This is a genomic window from Vibrio sp. S/42/10 (genome assembly GCF_029890535.1).
Taxonomy (GTDB): domain Bacteria; phylum Pseudomonadota; class Gammaproteobacteria; order Enterobacterales; family Vibrionaceae; genus Vibrio; species Vibrio cyclitrophicus.
Window position 1 is genome coordinate 93,786 of the sequence record NZ_JAKMZC010000011.1, and the last position, 17,332, is coordinate 111,117.

14 protein-coding genes are annotated in these 17,332 nt (G+C 44.8%); 7 read left to right on the plus strand and 7 right to left on the minus strand.

The window, feature by feature from the left end:
* Positions 1-5 precede the first annotated feature (5 nt).
* From fghA to L8S15_RS13475, 3 genes are all read left to right on the plus strand, one after another.
* Positions 6-845 (plus strand): S-formylglutathione hydrolase, encoded by an 840-nt coding sequence (gene fghA / locus L8S15_RS13465; protein WP_102386616.1) that lies wholly within the window; start codon positions 6-8, stop codon positions 843-845.
* A gap of 222 nt (positions 846-1,067) precedes the next feature.
* On the plus strand, positions 1,068-1,469 hold the full coding sequence (locus tag L8S15_RS13470) for a hypothetical protein (RefSeq protein ID WP_010432828.1): 402 nt from the start codon (positions 1,068-1,070) through the stop codon (positions 1,467-1,469).
* A gap of 230 nt (positions 1,470-1,699) precedes the next feature.
* Entirely contained in the window at positions 1,700-2,437 is a 738-nt protein-coding gene (locus L8S15_RS13475) for an NUDIX domain-containing protein (protein ID WP_010432825.1), read from the plus strand.
* Between the two features lie 143 nt (positions 2,438-2,580).
* On the opposite strand, the gene L8S15_RS13480 is transcribed toward L8S15_RS13475, so the two are convergent.
* Positions 2,581-4,101, minus strand: coding sequence for an aldehyde dehydrogenase family protein (locus L8S15_RS13480; RefSeq protein ID WP_016797750.1), 1,521 nt, complete (start codon positions 4,099-4,101; stop codon positions 2,581-2,583).
* Positions 4,102-4,431: 330 nt separating this feature from the next.
* Between L8S15_RS13480 and L8S15_RS13485 the strand changes: the two genes are divergently transcribed.
* Together L8S15_RS13485 and L8S15_RS13490 are read left to right on the plus strand one after the other, a co-directional pair.
* Positions 4,432-6,228 carry a sigma-54-dependent Fis family transcriptional regulator gene (locus tag L8S15_RS13485; protein ID WP_280573552.1) on the plus strand — a complete coding sequence of 599 codons (1,797 nt, stop codon included), beginning with the start codon at positions 4,432-4,434 and terminating at the stop codon, positions 6,226-6,228.
* Positions 6,229-6,335: 107 nt separating this feature from the next.
* On the plus strand, positions 6,336-7,814 hold the full coding sequence (locus tag L8S15_RS13490) for a deoxyribodipyrimidine photo-lyase (protein ID WP_016785529.1): 1,479 nt from the start codon (positions 6,336-6,338) through the stop codon (positions 7,812-7,814).
* On the opposite strand, the gene L8S15_RS13495 is transcribed toward L8S15_RS13490, so the two are convergent.
* Entirely contained in the window at positions 7,807-8,658 is an 852-nt protein-coding gene (locus L8S15_RS13495; protein WP_016785528.1) for a LysR family transcriptional regulator, read from the minus strand. The two genes, L8S15_RS13490 and L8S15_RS13495, sit on opposite strands and share 8 nt — an antisense overlap.
* Before the next feature lie 97 nt (positions 8,659-8,755).
* Here L8S15_RS13495 and L8S15_RS13500 point away from each other — a divergent pair, with 97 nt between their 5' ends.
* Positions 8,756-9,403: a glutathione S-transferase family protein gene (locus L8S15_RS13500; protein WP_016766975.1), complete on the plus strand. Its 648-nt coding sequence runs from the start codon at positions 8,756-8,758 to the stop codon at positions 9,401-9,403.
* A 69-nt stretch (positions 9,404-9,472) separates the two neighbouring features.
* On the opposite strand, the gene L8S15_RS13505 is transcribed toward L8S15_RS13500, so the two are convergent.
* The 3 genes from L8S15_RS13505 to L8S15_RS13515 form a co-directional block, all read right to left on the minus strand.
* Positions 9,473-10,918, minus strand: coding sequence for a sucrose-6-phosphate hydrolase (locus L8S15_RS13505; RefSeq protein WP_016787552.1), 1,446 nt, complete (start codon positions 10,916-10,918; stop codon positions 9,473-9,475).
* Entirely contained in the window at positions 10,915-11,874 is a 960-nt protein-coding gene (locus tag L8S15_RS13510) for an aminoimidazole riboside kinase (RefSeq protein ID WP_016787551.1), read from the minus strand. Before L8S15_RS13510 ends, L8S15_RS13505 begins: the two co-directional genes overlap by 4 nt.
* Positions 11,875-12,069: 195 nt before the next feature.
* Complete coding sequence (locus tag L8S15_RS13515) at positions 12,070-13,509, minus strand: sucrose-specific PTS transporter subunit IIBC (protein WP_010432806.1); 1,440 nt, start codon at positions 13,507-13,509, stop codon at positions 12,070-12,072.
* Positions 13,510-13,743: 234 nt separating this feature from the next.
* On the opposite strand from L8S15_RS13515, the gene L8S15_RS13520 reads away from it, so the two are divergent.
* The gene (locus L8S15_RS13520; protein ID WP_016787549.1) at positions 13,744-14,730 is read left to right on the plus strand and encodes a LacI family DNA-binding transcriptional regulator; all 987 of its coding nucleotides are present in this window, start codon (positions 13,744-13,746) and stop codon (positions 14,728-14,730) included.
* A 167-nt stretch (positions 14,731-14,897) separates the two neighbouring features.
* Here the strand turns inward: L8S15_RS13520 and L8S15_RS13525 are convergent, their stop codons facing one another.
* Together L8S15_RS13525 and L8S15_RS13530 are read right to left on the minus strand one after the other, a co-directional pair.
* On the minus strand, positions 14,898-16,271 hold the full coding sequence (locus tag L8S15_RS13525; protein WP_016766971.1) for a carbohydrate porin: 1,374 nt from the start codon (positions 16,269-16,271) through the stop codon (positions 14,898-14,900).
* 493 nt (positions 16,272-16,764) lie between these two features.
* Positions 16,765-17,172 (minus strand): hypothetical protein, encoded by a 408-nt coding sequence (locus L8S15_RS13530; protein ID WP_010432797.1) that lies wholly within the window; start codon positions 17,170-17,172, stop codon positions 16,765-16,767.
* Positions 17,173-17,332: the final 160 nt, after the last annotated feature.

Consider the following 17,332-nt stretch of genomic DNA (forward strand, 5'->3'; position numbering starts at 1 on the left):
AATAGATGACAATCGAAAACATTAGCCAAGCAAAGGTTGCTGGTGGTTGGCACAAACAATACACCCACTTTTCTGCAACGCTTGACTGCAACATGCGTTTTGCGATTTTCTTGCCGCCTAATGCAAGCAAAGAAAACCCAGTTCCTGTTTTGTATTGGTTATCAGGCTTAACCTGTACCGATGAAAACTTCATGCAAAAAGCCGGCGCGTTCAAAGCTGCGGCTGAGCAAGGCATTGCCATTGTTGCCCCAGACACAAGCCCACGTGGCGAAGGTGTTGCCGACAATGAAAGCTACGATCTCGGCCAAGGTGCAGGCTTCTATGTGAATGCCACTCAAGCACCATGGGACAGCCATTACCACATGTACGATTACGTGGTAACAGAGCTTCCAGCATTGATTGAATCTTTCTTCCCTGTGACTTCGGTGAAATCGATTTCTGGTCACAGCATGGGCGGACACGGTGCCCTAACGATTGGTATCAAAAACGAAGATAGCTACCGTTCTATCTCGGCATTCAGCCCAATCACCAACCCAATGCAATGCCCTTGGGGACAAAAAGCATTCAACCAATATCTAGGCTTAGATATTGAAGAGTGGAAACACTACGACGCTTCTGAACTTCTAAAAACCAAAGGCACTAAGCTGCCAATGTTGGTAGACCAAGGAGAAGCGGACAACTTCCTAATTGAGCAGCTAAAGCCTGAGCAATTGGTAGAAGCAGCAAAGACAACCAATGCCGATTTAGAACTACGTATGCAGCCAGGTTACGACCATAGCTACTACTTCATCTCTAGCTTTATTGATGAGCATATTGAGTTCCATGCTGCTTACCTAAACAAGTAATCACCGTTATTTAACCCACACCTTGCAACCGTAAGGTGTGGGCTTTTTTATGACTGTTCATTACTCGCACAAATAAATGTAAACCAAGGTTTATGAACAGTGTGTCAATTCATTCAAACTTCCTAACAGACAGGTGATACTTTCACTCATTCATACTCTTACAATCAGCAAATCAAACCTGTTACCATAGCGCCTTCAACATCACCTATTTTGAAGGTTGCTATGAAAGCAATTAAGATTCTTTTCTTCCTGATGGTTTTATTGAGCGGTCTGTTTACCGCTTGGCTGTTTATTCCAATTCCAGCGACCATGGACAAGCAAACGCTCGATGTTCCATTAACGGAACCATTCAAGCTTGTGGCGTACCGCAGCAACCCGAATGACGCGAGCAAGCCGCTGACATACCACTACTATGTGATTTCAGATGTGGTTGGCGTGGACGACATGGACCCGTTTTTAGTTACCACAGACCAGTTCGTGAAGCTTGGCGAATTCGACGAAAACACGTTCAATTTAACGGTTAACGGTAAGATCGAGAGCTACACCAACGATTTATGGATCAAAAAATCTGACGGCAAGCTTCAGCACTGGTACGTGAGTATTGATGCAAACTATATTCGTTAGCGTCGAACCCAAATAGACCCGATTCTAAAACTGCGCTTTAGCTTCCAAGCGCAGTTTTTGTTTCTAGCGCAATTTTTTCAAGCCGCCCGCTTTAAACTCTCCATCACTTTTCCACCACTGCCGTGTTCTTAAAAATACTACAATCAGAGCAGGTTTTATAAGCTCTTGAGATAAGATAAGCTCCACCTATACTCGACTCCCAATAAATCAAAAATAATAAAGGATCACCCGTGGAATTTACGCTCGACAAATTTAACGGCATCATCATTGACCCAGCAACAGCCCCTCACGATGCTGATTCATTCAATGCCGAACTCAGCGAGATCACCGAATTTTCAAATCAGAACAACAAAGGCATCATTTGGATTAGCTTGCCTATTTCATTGTCGCACCTTATTCCGGTGGCGACTGAACTTGGCTTTGTATTTCACAACTGTCTAGAAGACGAGATTACGCTGATCCATAAATCTGAGATTGTAGAGTTTGTGCCTTTCATCCCCACCCACACTTTGGGTGCAGGCGCATTGATCACTAACGAACACAACCAAGTGCTGATGATCAAAGAGCACGGTATGACTGGCTACAAGTTACCTGGCGGTCATATTGAGTTGGGCGAAGGCATTGAAGAATCAGTAATTCGAGAAACATTGGAAGAGACAGGTATCGAAGCCACATTCGTTTCTGTGGTTGGCATGGCGACAAGGCACCCGTATCAATTCGGTAAATCGAACCTCTACTTTATTTGTCACCTTATCGCGCAAACCCAAGAGATTTCGATTCAAGACACTGATGAAATTGCAGAAGCTAAATGGATTGATGTTGAAGAATATATTAACAACCCCGACAGCTACCCGTTTAACCGCCAGTTGGTCGGTACTCTGATCGGAAAGCAAGGTTTGGAGCTCACTCAGTTAGAAGGCAACTATGGCCCTGTCCACAAGCCAGAGATCTTCTTTTCGCAAAGCTAGAACGATTCAAGCATAAAAACGCCCAACTCAAATGAGTTAGGCGTTTTGCTTTCACTTTTTGTTTTTCTTAATATAAGCCAACTGCGTTGTTAATTATTCTTTGTACCCATGATTCATTCTCATACTTTTAAAACAAACCAGTATTAGAAGAAGCCCAACGGATTAGTATCGTAGCTAATCAACAGATTCTTCGTATTTTGGTAATGATCGAGCATCATCTTGTGCGTCTCACGACCGATACCCGACTTCTTGTAACCACCAAACGCCGCGTGTGCTGGGTAAGCGTGGTAGCAGTTCACCCAAATACGACCTGCTTCGATGTTGCGTCCCATGCGATACGCTAGATTTGCATCTCGAGTCCACACACCTGCACCCAAGCCATATTCGGTATCATTGGCAATTTCTAGTGCTTCCGCTTCGTCTTTAAAAGTGGTTACCGCGATAACAGGGCCGAAGATCTCTTCTTGGAAGACACGCATCTTGTTGTTGCCTTCGAGCATGGTTGGTTGAATATAATAACCGTCCCCCAAATCATCAGGTTGTTGCGCAATTTCACCACCAGTTAGCACTTTAGCGCCCTCTTGGCGACCTATCTCAAGATAGCTCAGAATCTTATCAAACTGCTCTTTTGAAGCTTGCGCACCCACCTGAGTATCGGTATCCAATGGGTTACCTTGCTTGATGGTTTGCGCACGCTCGATCACCTTGGCGATGAACTTGTCGTACACCGATTCATGGATAAGAACACGCGACGGACACGTACATACTTCACCTTGGTTGAAGAACGCAAGCAGCATGCCTTCGACACACTTATCTAGGTAATCGTCTTCATGATTGAAGATATCTGGGAAATAGATATTTGGAGATTTACCACCAAGCTCAACCGTTGAAGGAATCAAGCTTTCAGCCGCACATTTCAGAATATGATGTCCAACTTCAGTTGAGCCAGTAAACGCCAATTTAGCCAAACGATCACTGGTTGCCAGTGCTTGACCCGCTTCGCTACCAAAACCATTAACAATGTTGACCACACCTGCAGGTAGAAGATCGGCGATCTTCTCCATCATCACCAAAATTGATGTGGGTGTTTGCTCAGCTGGCTTCATCACGACACAACAACCCGCCGCTAGCGCAGGTGCTAGCTTCCAAGCCGCCATTAGAATCGGGAAGTTCCAAGGAATAATCTGCCCCACCACACCAATCGGTTCTGGGAAGTGGTAGCTTGCTGTGTTTGAATCTAACTCTGCTGCACTGCCTTCTTGCGCTCGAATACAACCTGCAAAGTAGCGAAAGTGGTCAACAACCAAAGGAATATCTGCCGCTAGCGTTTCACGAACTGGCTTGCCGTTTTCCCACGTCTCCGCGACTGCAATTTCTTCTAGGTTCGCTTCAATACGATCGGCAATTTTAAGCAGGATGTTTGAGCGTTCCGTCACGCTAGTCGCAGCCCAACTTGCACGAGCAGCATGCGCGGCATCCAATGCTAAGCTAATATCCGCCTCTGTTGAACGTGCCACTTGACAGTAAGCCTGACCGTTAACAGGAGAAATATTATCAAAATATTCGCCACTCACAGGCTTAACCCACTCACCACCAATAAAGTTATCGTATTGAGCTTTAAAGTTCACCACTGCGTTATCACTACCCGGCTGTGCGTAAATCATAGTTCGATCCTTCTTTGATTTTATTATTCAATGTTGTATTTGTTTTATTGAACTTGTGTTGTTGAAAATACACGGCGCTTTCTCGTGAGAAGAGAGTCACCATATTTATACTTCCTGTTTAAAACACTGATACTTCATGTTTTCTTTACAACAGTAACAACGCAAATCACACGCCAGAACTTCAAACCTTGTTGTTAACAAAATGTAAAACTATGATTACCAAACGTTTACAACCTAAAGTGAGTTGGCATTGAACGGACGTATGGAGACCACTCCAGTGTTCAACTGTTCCAATTTGGTACACCCTCACTGTTACGACATGGAACAGTCATGCACCTTCAACAAGCAAACACATCAGATTGGCTTTCATCCTCTTGGCATCGCAGCACAGAAGCAGGCCTAAAACAGAGACGACTTCCCGAAGACATTCGCCTGCCGCAATCCATTCTTAAGCAGCGACGTCACCAATCATCTGACTTGATCCACATTGTCGAACGTAATGCCCTGCCTTTGTTCAATCAGATGTTTGCTCGTACTGACAGCCGCTTAATTCTGACGGATATAGAAGGGGTGATTCTGGCGAGCTGGGGACAAGAGCGGTTTAAAGAGAAACTAACTTCTATAGCACTCAGCTCAGGAGCGTGTTGGCAGGAACAACTTAAAGGCACTAACGCAATAGGCACTGCGATTGTAGAAGCCAAGCCAGTAACTATCATTGGCGAACAGCACTTCATCCACCAGCATCGATTTATCAGTTGTTCAGCAAGTCCGGTGTTTGATCATCAAGGGCAAATGGTTGGCATATTAGACATTACTAGCGAGCAGCAACAGCACGACAGTTCGGTGCAATTGCTGGTACAAAATATGGTTCAGCTTATTGAAAACCAACTTTTGAGCCATATCCCACAAGGCTCGACTCGTATTGACCTCGCATGTGAGAAATCGTTGCTGCACAGTGGTTGGCAAGGAATTGTGATAGCAAACGAAGCTGGCGAAGTACTAGCGCACAATCAGGTTGCCTCTCAACTACTGGATCAAACCTCGATCGTTGGTGAATGCATCGACACTCTTTTCAACCGAACCTCATTAGATACGCCATTCGTATTTGAAAAACAGCATCTCAAGCAGCCAACCGCAAAACGCACTCGCTCTATTTCGGCATCGTGCGATTTGCACCATGGCGAGCAACAAATTGAACATGCTTGGCAGCAAGCCAATAAGGTAATCGACAAAGGGATCAGCCTCCTAATCTTAGGAGAGACGGGCGTTGGAAAAGGCGAATTTGTTAAAGCATTACACAAGCAAAGCCAGCGTAAATCGTCGCCCTTAGTTGCAGTGAATTGCGGTGCGCTACCGAAAGATCTTATCGAATCCGAACTGTTTGGTTACGCACCAGGCGCGTTTACTGGCGCAAGCCACAAAGGATTCCAAGGTAAGATCCGCCAAGCAGATAAGGGAATCCTGTTTCTAGATGAAATTGCCGACATGCCTTTAGAAGCTCAGTGTCGATTGCTGCATGTTCTGCAAGACAAATCTGTAGTGCCTGTGGGTTCAAACCAAAGCTATCAAGTAGATTGTCAGATCATCGCCGCGACTCATAAAAACTTAGAGCAGCTAGTCACAACCGGAGAATTTCGACAAGATCTTTATTATCGCTTGAACGGCTTAGCCTTCACTTTACCAAGCCTACAACACAGACAAGACAAACAAGCCTTAATCGAAAACATTCATAATAAATACGCTGAAAACCAACAAGCAATCTGCCCACATTTGATGAGTTTGTTATGCGCCTATTCTTGGCCTGGCAATATCCGCGAGTTAGACAACTTACTTAAAGTCGCTGCCCTACTCGCCGGTGAGGAAGCACAACTCACACTAGAACATGTACCGAGCCATCTTGCTCAACAGCTGACATCGCTGACAGAAGATAATCATCATAAGCCCATGGCGCTTAACACCATCGAAAGTACGCCAAAGTCAGATTTAAAAAGCACCGTTGAAGATACTTTGCTACAAACCTATCAAGCCAACCAAGGAAATATCAGCAAGACATCACGAATACTCGGCATCAGCCGCAACACTATTTATCGAAAACTGAAGAGCTTAGGGATTATTAATAAACAATAAGTACCCGACACTCTTATTTGTGGCTTTTCTTAGCAATAAAAAATTGCACATCTAGTGAGAAATTTTGACCTCTGCTACGTAATGCTTCAAAACGACAGAGGGTTCAGATGCAAACAATTAACATAGTGTGGCTAAAACGAGATTTACGCCTTACCGATCACGAGCCATTGCAGCAGGCTTTATCAGAGCAACACCCAACGGTATTACTTTACATCTTTGAGCCCATGCTGTTAGACAATGCGCATTATTCAGAACGGCACTGGAGATTTATTTGGCAATCGCTCCAATGCATGAACCTGTCATTGAGCGAGCATGGACATCAAGTATCAATACTCTATGGTAACGCTATCGACTGCTTCGAAGCGGTCCAATCTCGTTACCACATCCAAAATGTATTCTCCCATCAAGAGGTAGGCTTAAATTGTACTTTCGATCGTGACAAGCAAATTTCTGACTGGTTTCAAGAACACAACATCTATTGGCAAGAGTCTGCTCAGGGCGCTGTCGTCAGAGGGGCGAAAGACCGAATCGGTTGGGATAAACACTGGAACAGTGTCATGCGCGCCCCCATAATCCAAACCAAATTGACAACAGAATCATTGCATACTCTGGATGCTAATGAGCTTGGGTTAGCAATAGTGCCTCCAGAAGCCTGGTTAACCAAAAGCAATGGTATACAAACGGGCGGCAGTACGTTGGCATGGGCAACCTTGCATGACTTCTTTCAGCGACGAGGTCGCGATTACTACCGCAGTATCTCAAGCCCAGAAGCATCGAGACATGCTTGCACTCGCCTGTCCCCGTATTTGGCTTGGGGTAACATTTCGCTGCGTGAAGTTTATCAACATCTGTTGGAACACTGGCAGGTCGCAGGCTTTCGTCGTAGCCTCATCGCTCTCTCTTCAAGGCTTCATTGGCACTGTCATTTCATACAGAAGTTTGAATCGGAATGTGACATGGAATTTCGCTGTGTAAATTTCGCCTATGAGGCGCTGTTGTACAATGAAACGGTAAACGACCCAACACGATTAAAAGCATGGAAACTCGGTTTAACGGGAGTGCCATTGGTCGATGCCTGCATGCGTTGTTTGCATCACACGGGGTATATCAACTTTCGGATGCGTTCGATGTTAGTGAGCTTTCTCACTCACCACATGAATATGGACTGGCGAAATGGCGTGACTCATTTAGCGCAACTCTTCCTCGATTTCGAACCCGGTATTCATTATCCGCAGTTTCAAATGCAAGCTGGAGTAACTGGAATCAATACCATAAGAATTTATAACCCAACGAAGCAAGCACAAGAACACGACCCCGATGGTGATTTTATTCGAAAATGGGTTCCAGAACTCTCAGAGGTTCCGACGCCATTATTATTTGAGCCCTGGAAGATGACGCCGATGGAAATGATGATGCATAAATTTGAACCTAACTCTCCTTACCTCAATCCTGTCATAGATCTCGAAACCAGCGCAAAAGAGGCACGGGTACGTTTATGGTCATGGCGAAAACTGACTGAGGTAAAGCAAGAAAATAGTCGGGTCTTATCTCGGCATGTCAGGCCATCAAAGAAGAAATCTAATTAGTTCCCAACTCGACAAGTTGATTGAGCACTTCTTTGTCTAATACAGGATGATGCTTACTCGCAAGAATAAGCACAATGTCCACCGAAGGCAGTGGAGGCATGTCTTCAAGGATCTTCAAATCAGGGGTAACACTGAGCTTACCCATCGCCCCAATAGCTAAACCGGCCTTCACGATTGCACGCTGCGCCGAAGCAGTATTACTGCATGCCAACAGTTGGTAAGACGTACCTTGCTTGGTTAAACCGTTCACCGCCGCCGCGTGATACTTACAATCAGTCTGAAACAGCGCCAATGGAACTGGCCTAACGTCATCAAACGCAAACTCAGGGCTACTAATCCAAACTCCGACATCATGAGTCAGCCAATATCCCTCTTCGCTGTCAGGCGCTCGGGTGACAATCGCTGCATCTAATCGGCCATCATCTAGCCACTCTCTGAGCGTAATACTTGGTAGGCTGAATACTTGAATAGAACAGGTGGGTTCTGCTTGCTGCAACAGTCGAATCACTTTCGGAAGAATGGTGTCGTTGTAATCTTCTGGGCAACCTAACCGAAGCGGCTGTTTGTCCCCATATCGCTTTACCTGTTTCAGGGCCGAATTGTGGAGGGCAACCAATTGCTCCGCGTGAGAACGTAGCGCTAAGCCCGCTTCAGTGAGCACAAGATTGCGTCCTTCTTTTTGAAAAAGAGTTACATTAAGTTCTTCTTCCAACTTACGCATCTGAGCACTGAATGCCGATTGGGTGCGGTTGATCTGTTTCGCGGCTCGCGTGAAGCTGCTGGTTTCCACAAAAGCGAGAAAGCCTCGCAACGCATCAATATCCATATTGAACTCACCACCCATCGCTTTTATTAATGTATTCCATCAAAATTATCCGTTAGTGCTCCGCAATACAATCCCCTAAGCTCAAAACATACTCACCAAACGCAAGGAAGCACCTATGCAGCTTTATATTGGAAACCAGAATTACTCAACTTGGTCATTACGAGCATGGCTGATATTTGATAACTACAACCTGAATACAGACATCATCAAGCTTAAACTTTTTACCTCTGATTTCTACGATACGTTGGCTGCCGTTACACCAACGGCCAAAGTTCCAACCTTAGTCGATGGTGATATTGCCGTCTGGGATTCGTTAGCCATTCTTGAATACGTCAACGACGCACATTTGAACGGCGCGGCATGGCCTAATTCAGTTGCAGATCGCGCCCATGCCCGAGCAATTTCTGCAGAGATGCATTCTGGTTTTTTTGCCGTCAGAAATGAAATGCCGATGAACTGCCGAGCTAAAAGAAAGCTCGTTTTGAGTGAAGATGCACTGAAAGACATCGCTCGTATCGATGCAATATGGTCTGCACAAATGGAACAATACCCAGAGGAATGGTTGTTTGGTGAATGGTCGATTGCCGATGCGATGTTTGCACCTGTGGCTTTACGTGTAGAAACCTATGGAATACAACTTTCCGAAAAGGCATCACAGTATCAACAACGCGTGCTTAACAGCCCTTCAATACAAAAATGGTTAGCAGAAGCAAGCTTGGAAACCGATGTGGTTGAAGAGGATGAAGCCGGTCAACTCGCTTAAAATATGAAGTTCACAAGCTTAAAAAGGCCGCTGGTAAACAGCGGCTTTTGTAACTGAAATGAAAGAGGACTATTCATCCAACCCTTTAATTGAACTCATCGAGTGATAAACGGCTTCCATGTCACCGGCAATCGACAACAACTTCAAATCATCGATGAAGAAACGACTGGTCATTGTATGTTTACCGCCATTGATAAAAATTTCGATCACCGATTTATCGACATAAACTTCGATAGTTTGCTCAACACTTAACCTCGGCGCTTTTCTCACACAGCCAAACTCTTCCGCGTAAAGTTGAGACATCTTACTGCGATCAAGCATGAATTCCGTCTCTGTGGCACTGAACACGATATTCTCGCCCGCGGCGTTGGCAAGCGTAAACTCAAACTTGTCCGCACCTGTTTCGATCTCAATCATGAAGCTGGTTGTATTCAGTTCAAGAGTGTTCTCAACCACCACAGCCTCACCCTGCAGCGCTTTCGATTCAGGTAAAGCAGATTGAACAAGATAACCATCTTGGATTTTCAACTCACGAGGTAATGACAACATACCCGCCCATTGGTGCGCTACAGATGGAGCGTCGATATCAGGAAGGCCTACCCAAGCAATCAAGATCCGGCGACCGGAATCGTCTAAGTAAGTCTGAGGTGCGTAAAAATCAAATCCGTAATCAGGCTGCGCGATATCTTGATGGTTTTCAAATTCCATCGAATCTAAATTCAAACAATCACCAACAATGTAAGCCACTGAGTAAATATTTTTAAAATCGTACGGATTATCGCTAGAGACACCTTGTGGAGAAAACAACATCACTGACTGGGTATCTATCTCGAAAAAGTCAGGGCATTCCCACATATAGCCAAGATTGTTGTAACGAGTTTGAATAGAACCTTTATGCTGCCAGTTCATGAGATCACGACTTCTGTACAGCGCCATTGAACCACGTTTTTCTTGGGTCTGAGCCCCAACAACCATCAAGTAATCGTCACCGTCCTTCCACACTTTTGGGTCGCGGAAATGTTCTGTGTAGTGTTCATTTTCGATAACCACACCATGCTTTTCTATTTGCCCTTTGACGGACATCTTTGCAACACACTGAGTTGAGGACCTTTCCCAGTTTTCATCACGATGATTTCCCGTGAAGAATAAAATAGCTTCGTCGTTTTCAACGAGAGCTCCACCAGAATAAACCCCATGAGAATCGTAGTCTTGATCTGGATGCAGTCCAATGCCATGGTCTTCGAAGTGAACAAAATCTTTTGTAGACAGGTGATACCAATACTTCATGCCATGAACAGGGCCAACCGGCGTCCATTGGTAAAAAATATGATGCTCGCCGTTGAAGTAACACAAACCATTTGGGTCATTCAGCAAGCCAAATTTGGGAGCAATATGGTAACTAGGGTATCCAGAATCTTGCTTACGCTGTTTTACCATCGCATCCATACTGTCTTGAGAAATCTGCTCTACGCGACAGTACCTTTTCTCTACTGTCCAGTTCGAATTCAAACTCATACACTCTCCTCTACGGCATTCGTATTTGAAGAGTCTTTTTGAATAAACTGAGTGAGAGCCTCTTGCGTGGGAAGTGCAGTCATCGCGCCTTTTTGCGTGATTGCCAATGCACCGCAACCATTCGCCCACTGAATTGCAGAATCAACGACTCGTTGATTATTCCACTCTTCATGTTGAGAAAGCTTTGCAAGCAAACCGCCAACAAAAGCATCGCCTGCACCCGTGGTATCCACAGGCGTCACTGAGCAACCTGAAATCAACACACCTTGGTTTTCAAATACTCGCCAAACGCCTTTCGCGCCCTGCGTAACCAAAACAAGCCTGTTGTTAAGATCTGCAATGTTAGCTAAACCTTGTTCGATAGAAGTTGAATCGGTTAAGAAATCCAGCTCTTCTTCTGAGAATTTAACCACATCAGCCAATTCAACCGCTTTCATGACCACAGACTTAATTTCAGATGGGTTTTGCCATACTTCATCACGAAGGTTTGGATCGAAACTGATGTAACCGCCCACGGCTTTCATGCGTCGGATAGCTTCAAAGGTACTGCTTCGGCTTGGTTCATTAGCTAAAGAGATTGAGCAGACGTGTAACCACTCGTTTTCCTTAAATTCGGGAATGTCTTCAACAGACATAAACTGGTCGGCACTTGGCTTAACCATAAACGTAAAACTGCGCTCGCCTTGGTCATCAAGATCTACCACCACGGTTGATGTGCGTTGTTCAGGGTCCTTCACCAAACGCTCGGTATTCACACCTTCCTTTTGCAGATTCACTTCCATAAAAGTGCCAAACGGGTCGTTACCCACTCGGCCGAAAAATGCGCTTTTGCCTAAAAGGCGAGAAATCGCTACCGCGACATTGGCAGGCGCACCGCCCGGACATTTCAATAATGTCGAGTCAGTCTCCGGAATGAGGTCGACGACAGCGTCTCCAGTTACCCAAACTTGATTCATCTTTCTTACCTTAAAACTGAAAATCATGACAACCGAAAGCGATGGCCATCGAAAGCAGTAGCAACCGAAAGCAAGGTGACACTTCACGCTGTCATATAAAAATATAAAAAGGCTAGCTAAGCCAAATCACCTAGCTAGCACCCCAAAGCTTAGGAAATGAAGTGAAAAAGGGGGCTTCACTTCTAGGGAGAAACGTTAAGCTGTTGCTTTAATGTTTTGCTTGCTGCGCTCACGCAGACCTAAAACAACGGTCAGAGCAAAGGCAGTCACGAACGCGATAATCATACCTACCACGTAGTAGCCAATTTTTTCTGGTGATATTGAGATGATGCCCGGAATACCCGCCGCACCCAGTGCTTGTGCTTTCACATTGAACATAGTGATAAACGCGCTTGAAACCGCAGCTGCACAGACCGCAGCAATGAATGGATAGCGAAGCTTCAAGTTCACACCGAACATTGCAGGTTCAGTAATACCAAGCAAACCGGTCACACCAGAAGGAATCGCGATACCTTTCATTTTCTTATCTTTACTCATGAAACCAACCGCCAGTGCCGCTGCACCTTGTGACACGTTAGACATCGCCGCGATAGGGAAGATGAACGTACCGCCAGTCGTTGCGATATCCGCAAGCAGCTGAGTTTCAATAGCAATAAAGCTATGGTGCATACCAGTAATAACGAACGGCGCATAAATTAAACCAAATACCGCACCACCAATGAAGCCAGCGCTGTTGTATAGCCAGTTAAGACCGTCACCCAGTAAGAAACCGATATCACGTGTAAATGGACCCACAACCGTAAATGTCAGAAGGCCAGTCACGAAAATAGCCAGTAGCGGCGTTAGCAAGTTATCCAGAACCGAAGGAATAACTTTACGTAGGCCAAGCTCAACTTTCGCTAGAATAAACGCAGAAACAAGAACGGGCAGTACTGAACCTTGATAGCCCACTTTCTCGATTTCGAAACCTAAAATGTTCCAAACTGGAATACTGCCCGAAACCGATGCGCCACCGAAGCCCCAGCCGTTAAGCAAGTCTGGGTGAACCATCAACATACCTAGAGCCGCGCCAAGGTATGGGTTACCACCAAACTTCTTACTCGCTGAAAATGCTAATAAAATAGGTAGGTAGACAAAAGGAGCATTAGCAAATGTATTGATCATGTTTGCTAAGTCGGTCAAACCCGGATTAGCGTCGATTAAAGATTTGCCATCAATGAACAAGCCTTGAGCCGTCAATAAGTTGTAGATACCCATCAAAAGACCACCAGCAACAATCGCCGGAATGATTGGTACAAAAATATCAGACAGACCTTTCACTGCGCGTTGCAGGATATTTTGGTTGTCAGCACCTGCAGACGCTACATCGTTGGTCGACATTTCCGTCATTTCAGTCAGCTTAGCCAACTCAGCATAAACTTGGTTTACGATGCCTGAGCCAAAGATGATCTGATATTGACCTGCCACTTTAAACTGGCCCTTAACCCCTTCTAGGTTATCAATCGCCTGTTCATCAATTTTGTCTTGGTCTGCAACCGCAAGACGCAGACGAGTCGCACAGTGTGCAAGTGCGGTGATATTACTTTTACCACCTAATAGAGAAAGCAGCTCTTTTGCTATTTTTGGATAATTCATTACATACCCCATTGGATTATCATTTGAGCTTTTGAATTTTCGGGAACGTTTGCAAAACAAATTTTTGCCTATAAATAACAAATGATCAAAGATAATGGCTCCATAATGTGAGAATGATCTTTAAATTATCTCCCTAGGATGAAGTGACAAGGTTAAAATCGCCTTACAAACAGGAAATGTTATTCCAGGTTTGCAAACAATCCCAAAACTAAAATTACAAATGGATAATGAATAATGGCTAGTCTTCATGATGTTGCTCGTCTCGCTGGAGTTTCCAAGTCGACGGTTTCTAGAGTAATCAACGATGAATATGGTGTAAAAGACGCGACCAAAGTGAAGGTGCGTAAAGCGGTCGAAGAGTGTGGCTATCTCCCAAACCAAGTCGCTAAAGACTTGAAATCTCAGAAAACTAATCTCGTTGGTGTGATTGTCCCTAGGGTTTCTTCCCACGCTACCTCTCAAGGTGTCGACGGTTTAACCGCAGTCTTAGAGCAAGCGGGCAAGCATGTTTTATTAGCGAGCACACACCAAACACACCACAAAGAACTTGAATATATTCAGATATTTAACCAAAAGCGAGTAGAAGGCATCATCCTATACGCGACTCATCTAGACAAGCAATTAGTTAAAGCCATTCAAAGCTCTGCTGTGCCGGTGGTATTGGTTGGTCAAGACGGATCTATGTTTAACATCCCAAGCATTGTGCACGATGATGCACGTGTAGGGTTCGAAGCGGGTAATCGCCTAATCGCGAAAGGTTGTAAGAATATGGGGTTCATTGGCGTTCAAGGCGATGACATCGCGGTCGACAAGATGAGATCGGAAGGATTTACTCAATCGCTCCAATTCAACGACCTCATACTGCAATTTCACGCGCGAGGCGACTTCACCATAGATTCCGGCTACCAGCTGGCTAAGCAGTCTCTCAAAGAGCACAAGAAGCTCGACGGCCTGTTCTGTGCCACTGACCGTATCGCAATCGGTGCGATCAGAGCGATTCAGGAAGCAGGGTTCATTCCAGGGAAAGATGTATTGGTGCTCGGTGTGGGTGACGATGAACTCGCTTCCGTATGCACACCAACGCTGTCTACGTTTAACTATGCGTTTGATAAAGCGGGAGAAAATGGAGCCAAACTGTTGCTCGACCGTATTGAGAAAAAAGGCTTTGAAATGAGTAAAATGGTGCTGACCTTCACCACCATTGACCGAGAATCTTGCTAGTTAATCAGTTCAACAGCTAGCAAAAAGAGCCAGAGTATTAACTAGTCAAACATCTAAACACAGATGCCAAAATGCCAACCTACAAGTTAAAATGATAAGGTTGGCATTTAATGATGCAAATATCACATCATGATTGACGATCTCTATCTCAACGATATATCAAGCAATTAGAACCAAGTTTCCATCTGCAGTGCAAACAGAACCTCGCCGCCCTCTCCCATCGTTGCTGCATCTGCCTCAGTGCTGATCGAGTAACCATTCAGGTCTTCACTCCAATCTACATAGCTTACAGCGAAACGTAGTTCTGGTCGGTCAAAAAAACCAGTGCTGGTTGAAAGCTTCAGTGTTGGTGCAACTGTCGCTTTGTAGAAACCTCCGCTCGCTTGCTCTGTCGAGTTGTCTAAATCCATGTACTGCAATGAACCTTCGTAAACCATCTCAAAGTTTTCTGAGAGCTCTTGAGCTAATCGAAAGTTTAAAGAAGCCCATGTGAACTCGTCATTCTTCTTCAGACGGTCTTGGCTATGCTCTGCCATCAATGCAGGCGCTAAACGCCAGTTGTCGCCAATACGAGTGACGCCGTAGCTAAACAGGCGAACGGCTTTTGCGTCATCCAGCAGGTCACCATTGGAACCGATGCCTTTTAGCTCTGCACCTAGGCCGCTACCCACTAACATGCCCGTTTTAGAGAAGCCTTCGCTCAAACCAAAGAAGTTGTCTCCATGGTACGTAAACATTGCATGTACACCGCTTTCAGCAGCACCATTTAGGCGACTATCGTTGTCTGCTGAAGTCATGCCACTCAACATAACTTGCCATTGGCCAATACGGTTATTCATCGTTGCAATGTAGTTTTCTACATCTGTCGATGAACTATCAATCTCACCAAAATCTCGGCCATAAATAGAGAAATTCGCTTTCCAGTTTTCGCTCATCTGAACGTCGTAAACGCCCGCACCAGTACCTGATAAGAAGACAATATCCGAATCGAAAAAGTGAATATCAAAATTGTCACGATCGAATCGTTTACCCGCCCAAAACGTTGCTTCAGAAAACGCTTCGGATTCAGAGAACATGCTCAGACGGTTCAGTTCTGAATACACTTGTCGTACATTCAACTGGCTTTCACTAGCTGTCCATTCGTTATTTGTTTCAGTACTGTCGGCTAACATGATACGAAACAAGGCACTAGAACCATCATCCGCAAAACGCTTGTGAATCAAGTTCGCTTCAACGTAATGATCATCTTCCACACCAAGTCGTCCAATAGGCGCACCAATCGCACCCGCCGCTGTCATGTAAGGACCAGTACCTGTCGCGCCGTTTAGGTCGTCGTTGATCAATAACCCAGAGCGCGCATAGCCGTGAAACTCAAACGAAGAAGCCTTTTCATTGGCTTCGGTAGAAACCTGCTCCGTTTGTGCAACTCTTTGTTCTAATTCATTAATACGTTGCTCTAATGCTGCAACGTCTTCACTTGCTAATACCGATGTAGTCATTAGCCCCATTGTTACAGCAACCGCTAAAGTGTGTAGTTTCATTCTTATGTTCTCACGTTAATTGTTTTGGATTATTTGCAAACGTTCCCAAAATAATTCGTAAGCGCATTTCGGCTTATAATTTTGATGTATAAGCTCTATATCGAAGAAGAAATAGAAATCAGTCGTGTTGATTACTTCACTTTTGTATCTGGGTGGATGATAGATCGATAATTTCGGGAACGTTACCGAAAATGCATGATTCTGATAACTTTGTCACAAGTGAAATTGATTAATGGGCGAAAAATAGTGTATCGCGCACATAGCTCAACGAATAAAAACGAGCCTATGATTGAGCCTAAGCGTATTAAAGTCTTCCATTGAAGCGAAGGTAACAATTAAGTGAACATCAATTAGGAAAAGCAGAGGCAAAGCCTGAGGTGAAATTTTCAGGCTTTTTAAATGCAGAACATTCTCACCAACAGTGGGAGATGTTTTCGAAGCTAGGTTAGCCTTTCTAGCCGTGGTTGAAAAAGGTATAGATTCGTTGAAGCCGTTACTTTCTTTTACCCTGCTCAACTAGCTTTTCATTCCATGCCGTATTACCGTCACGTTTAGAGACATCGTATTCAGAACAGAACTGCGAGATAGTCATATTGTTATCGCCAGTCGCTAGCTTTAATGCTAATTGGACTTGTTGAAGTTTGCTTTGCAGGCGCAAGATTTGACCTGCATTTGGACTTTTCTCTTTGGCATACTTTAAGGCGGCATGTTTACGCTCGGCAGCACCTGCTCGGCGATCCGCTTCTGATAGCAGATATTTTAGCTGAGCAACACTCTTGCCTTTCTTGAAAGCAGGGTCGAGCAGCTCAACACATTCATCAAACGACGGATTGATAACATATGGGTCAACTTTATGAGCTTGTTGACGCATCCACTCTAGTGCGAGTTTTTCATCTGACATAATTGAATCTTTACCAAATAAATAGCCTTATATGGTATCGCTCAATAGCAAACTGCTGCAATAGCAAATTGAGCGAGTTCGTACATTTTTAGACTTTCCGCGTGGCTGCTGTTATCAGCCTCAGCCCCAAGAAGCTATCTTACTCCGAATTAAAGACGCG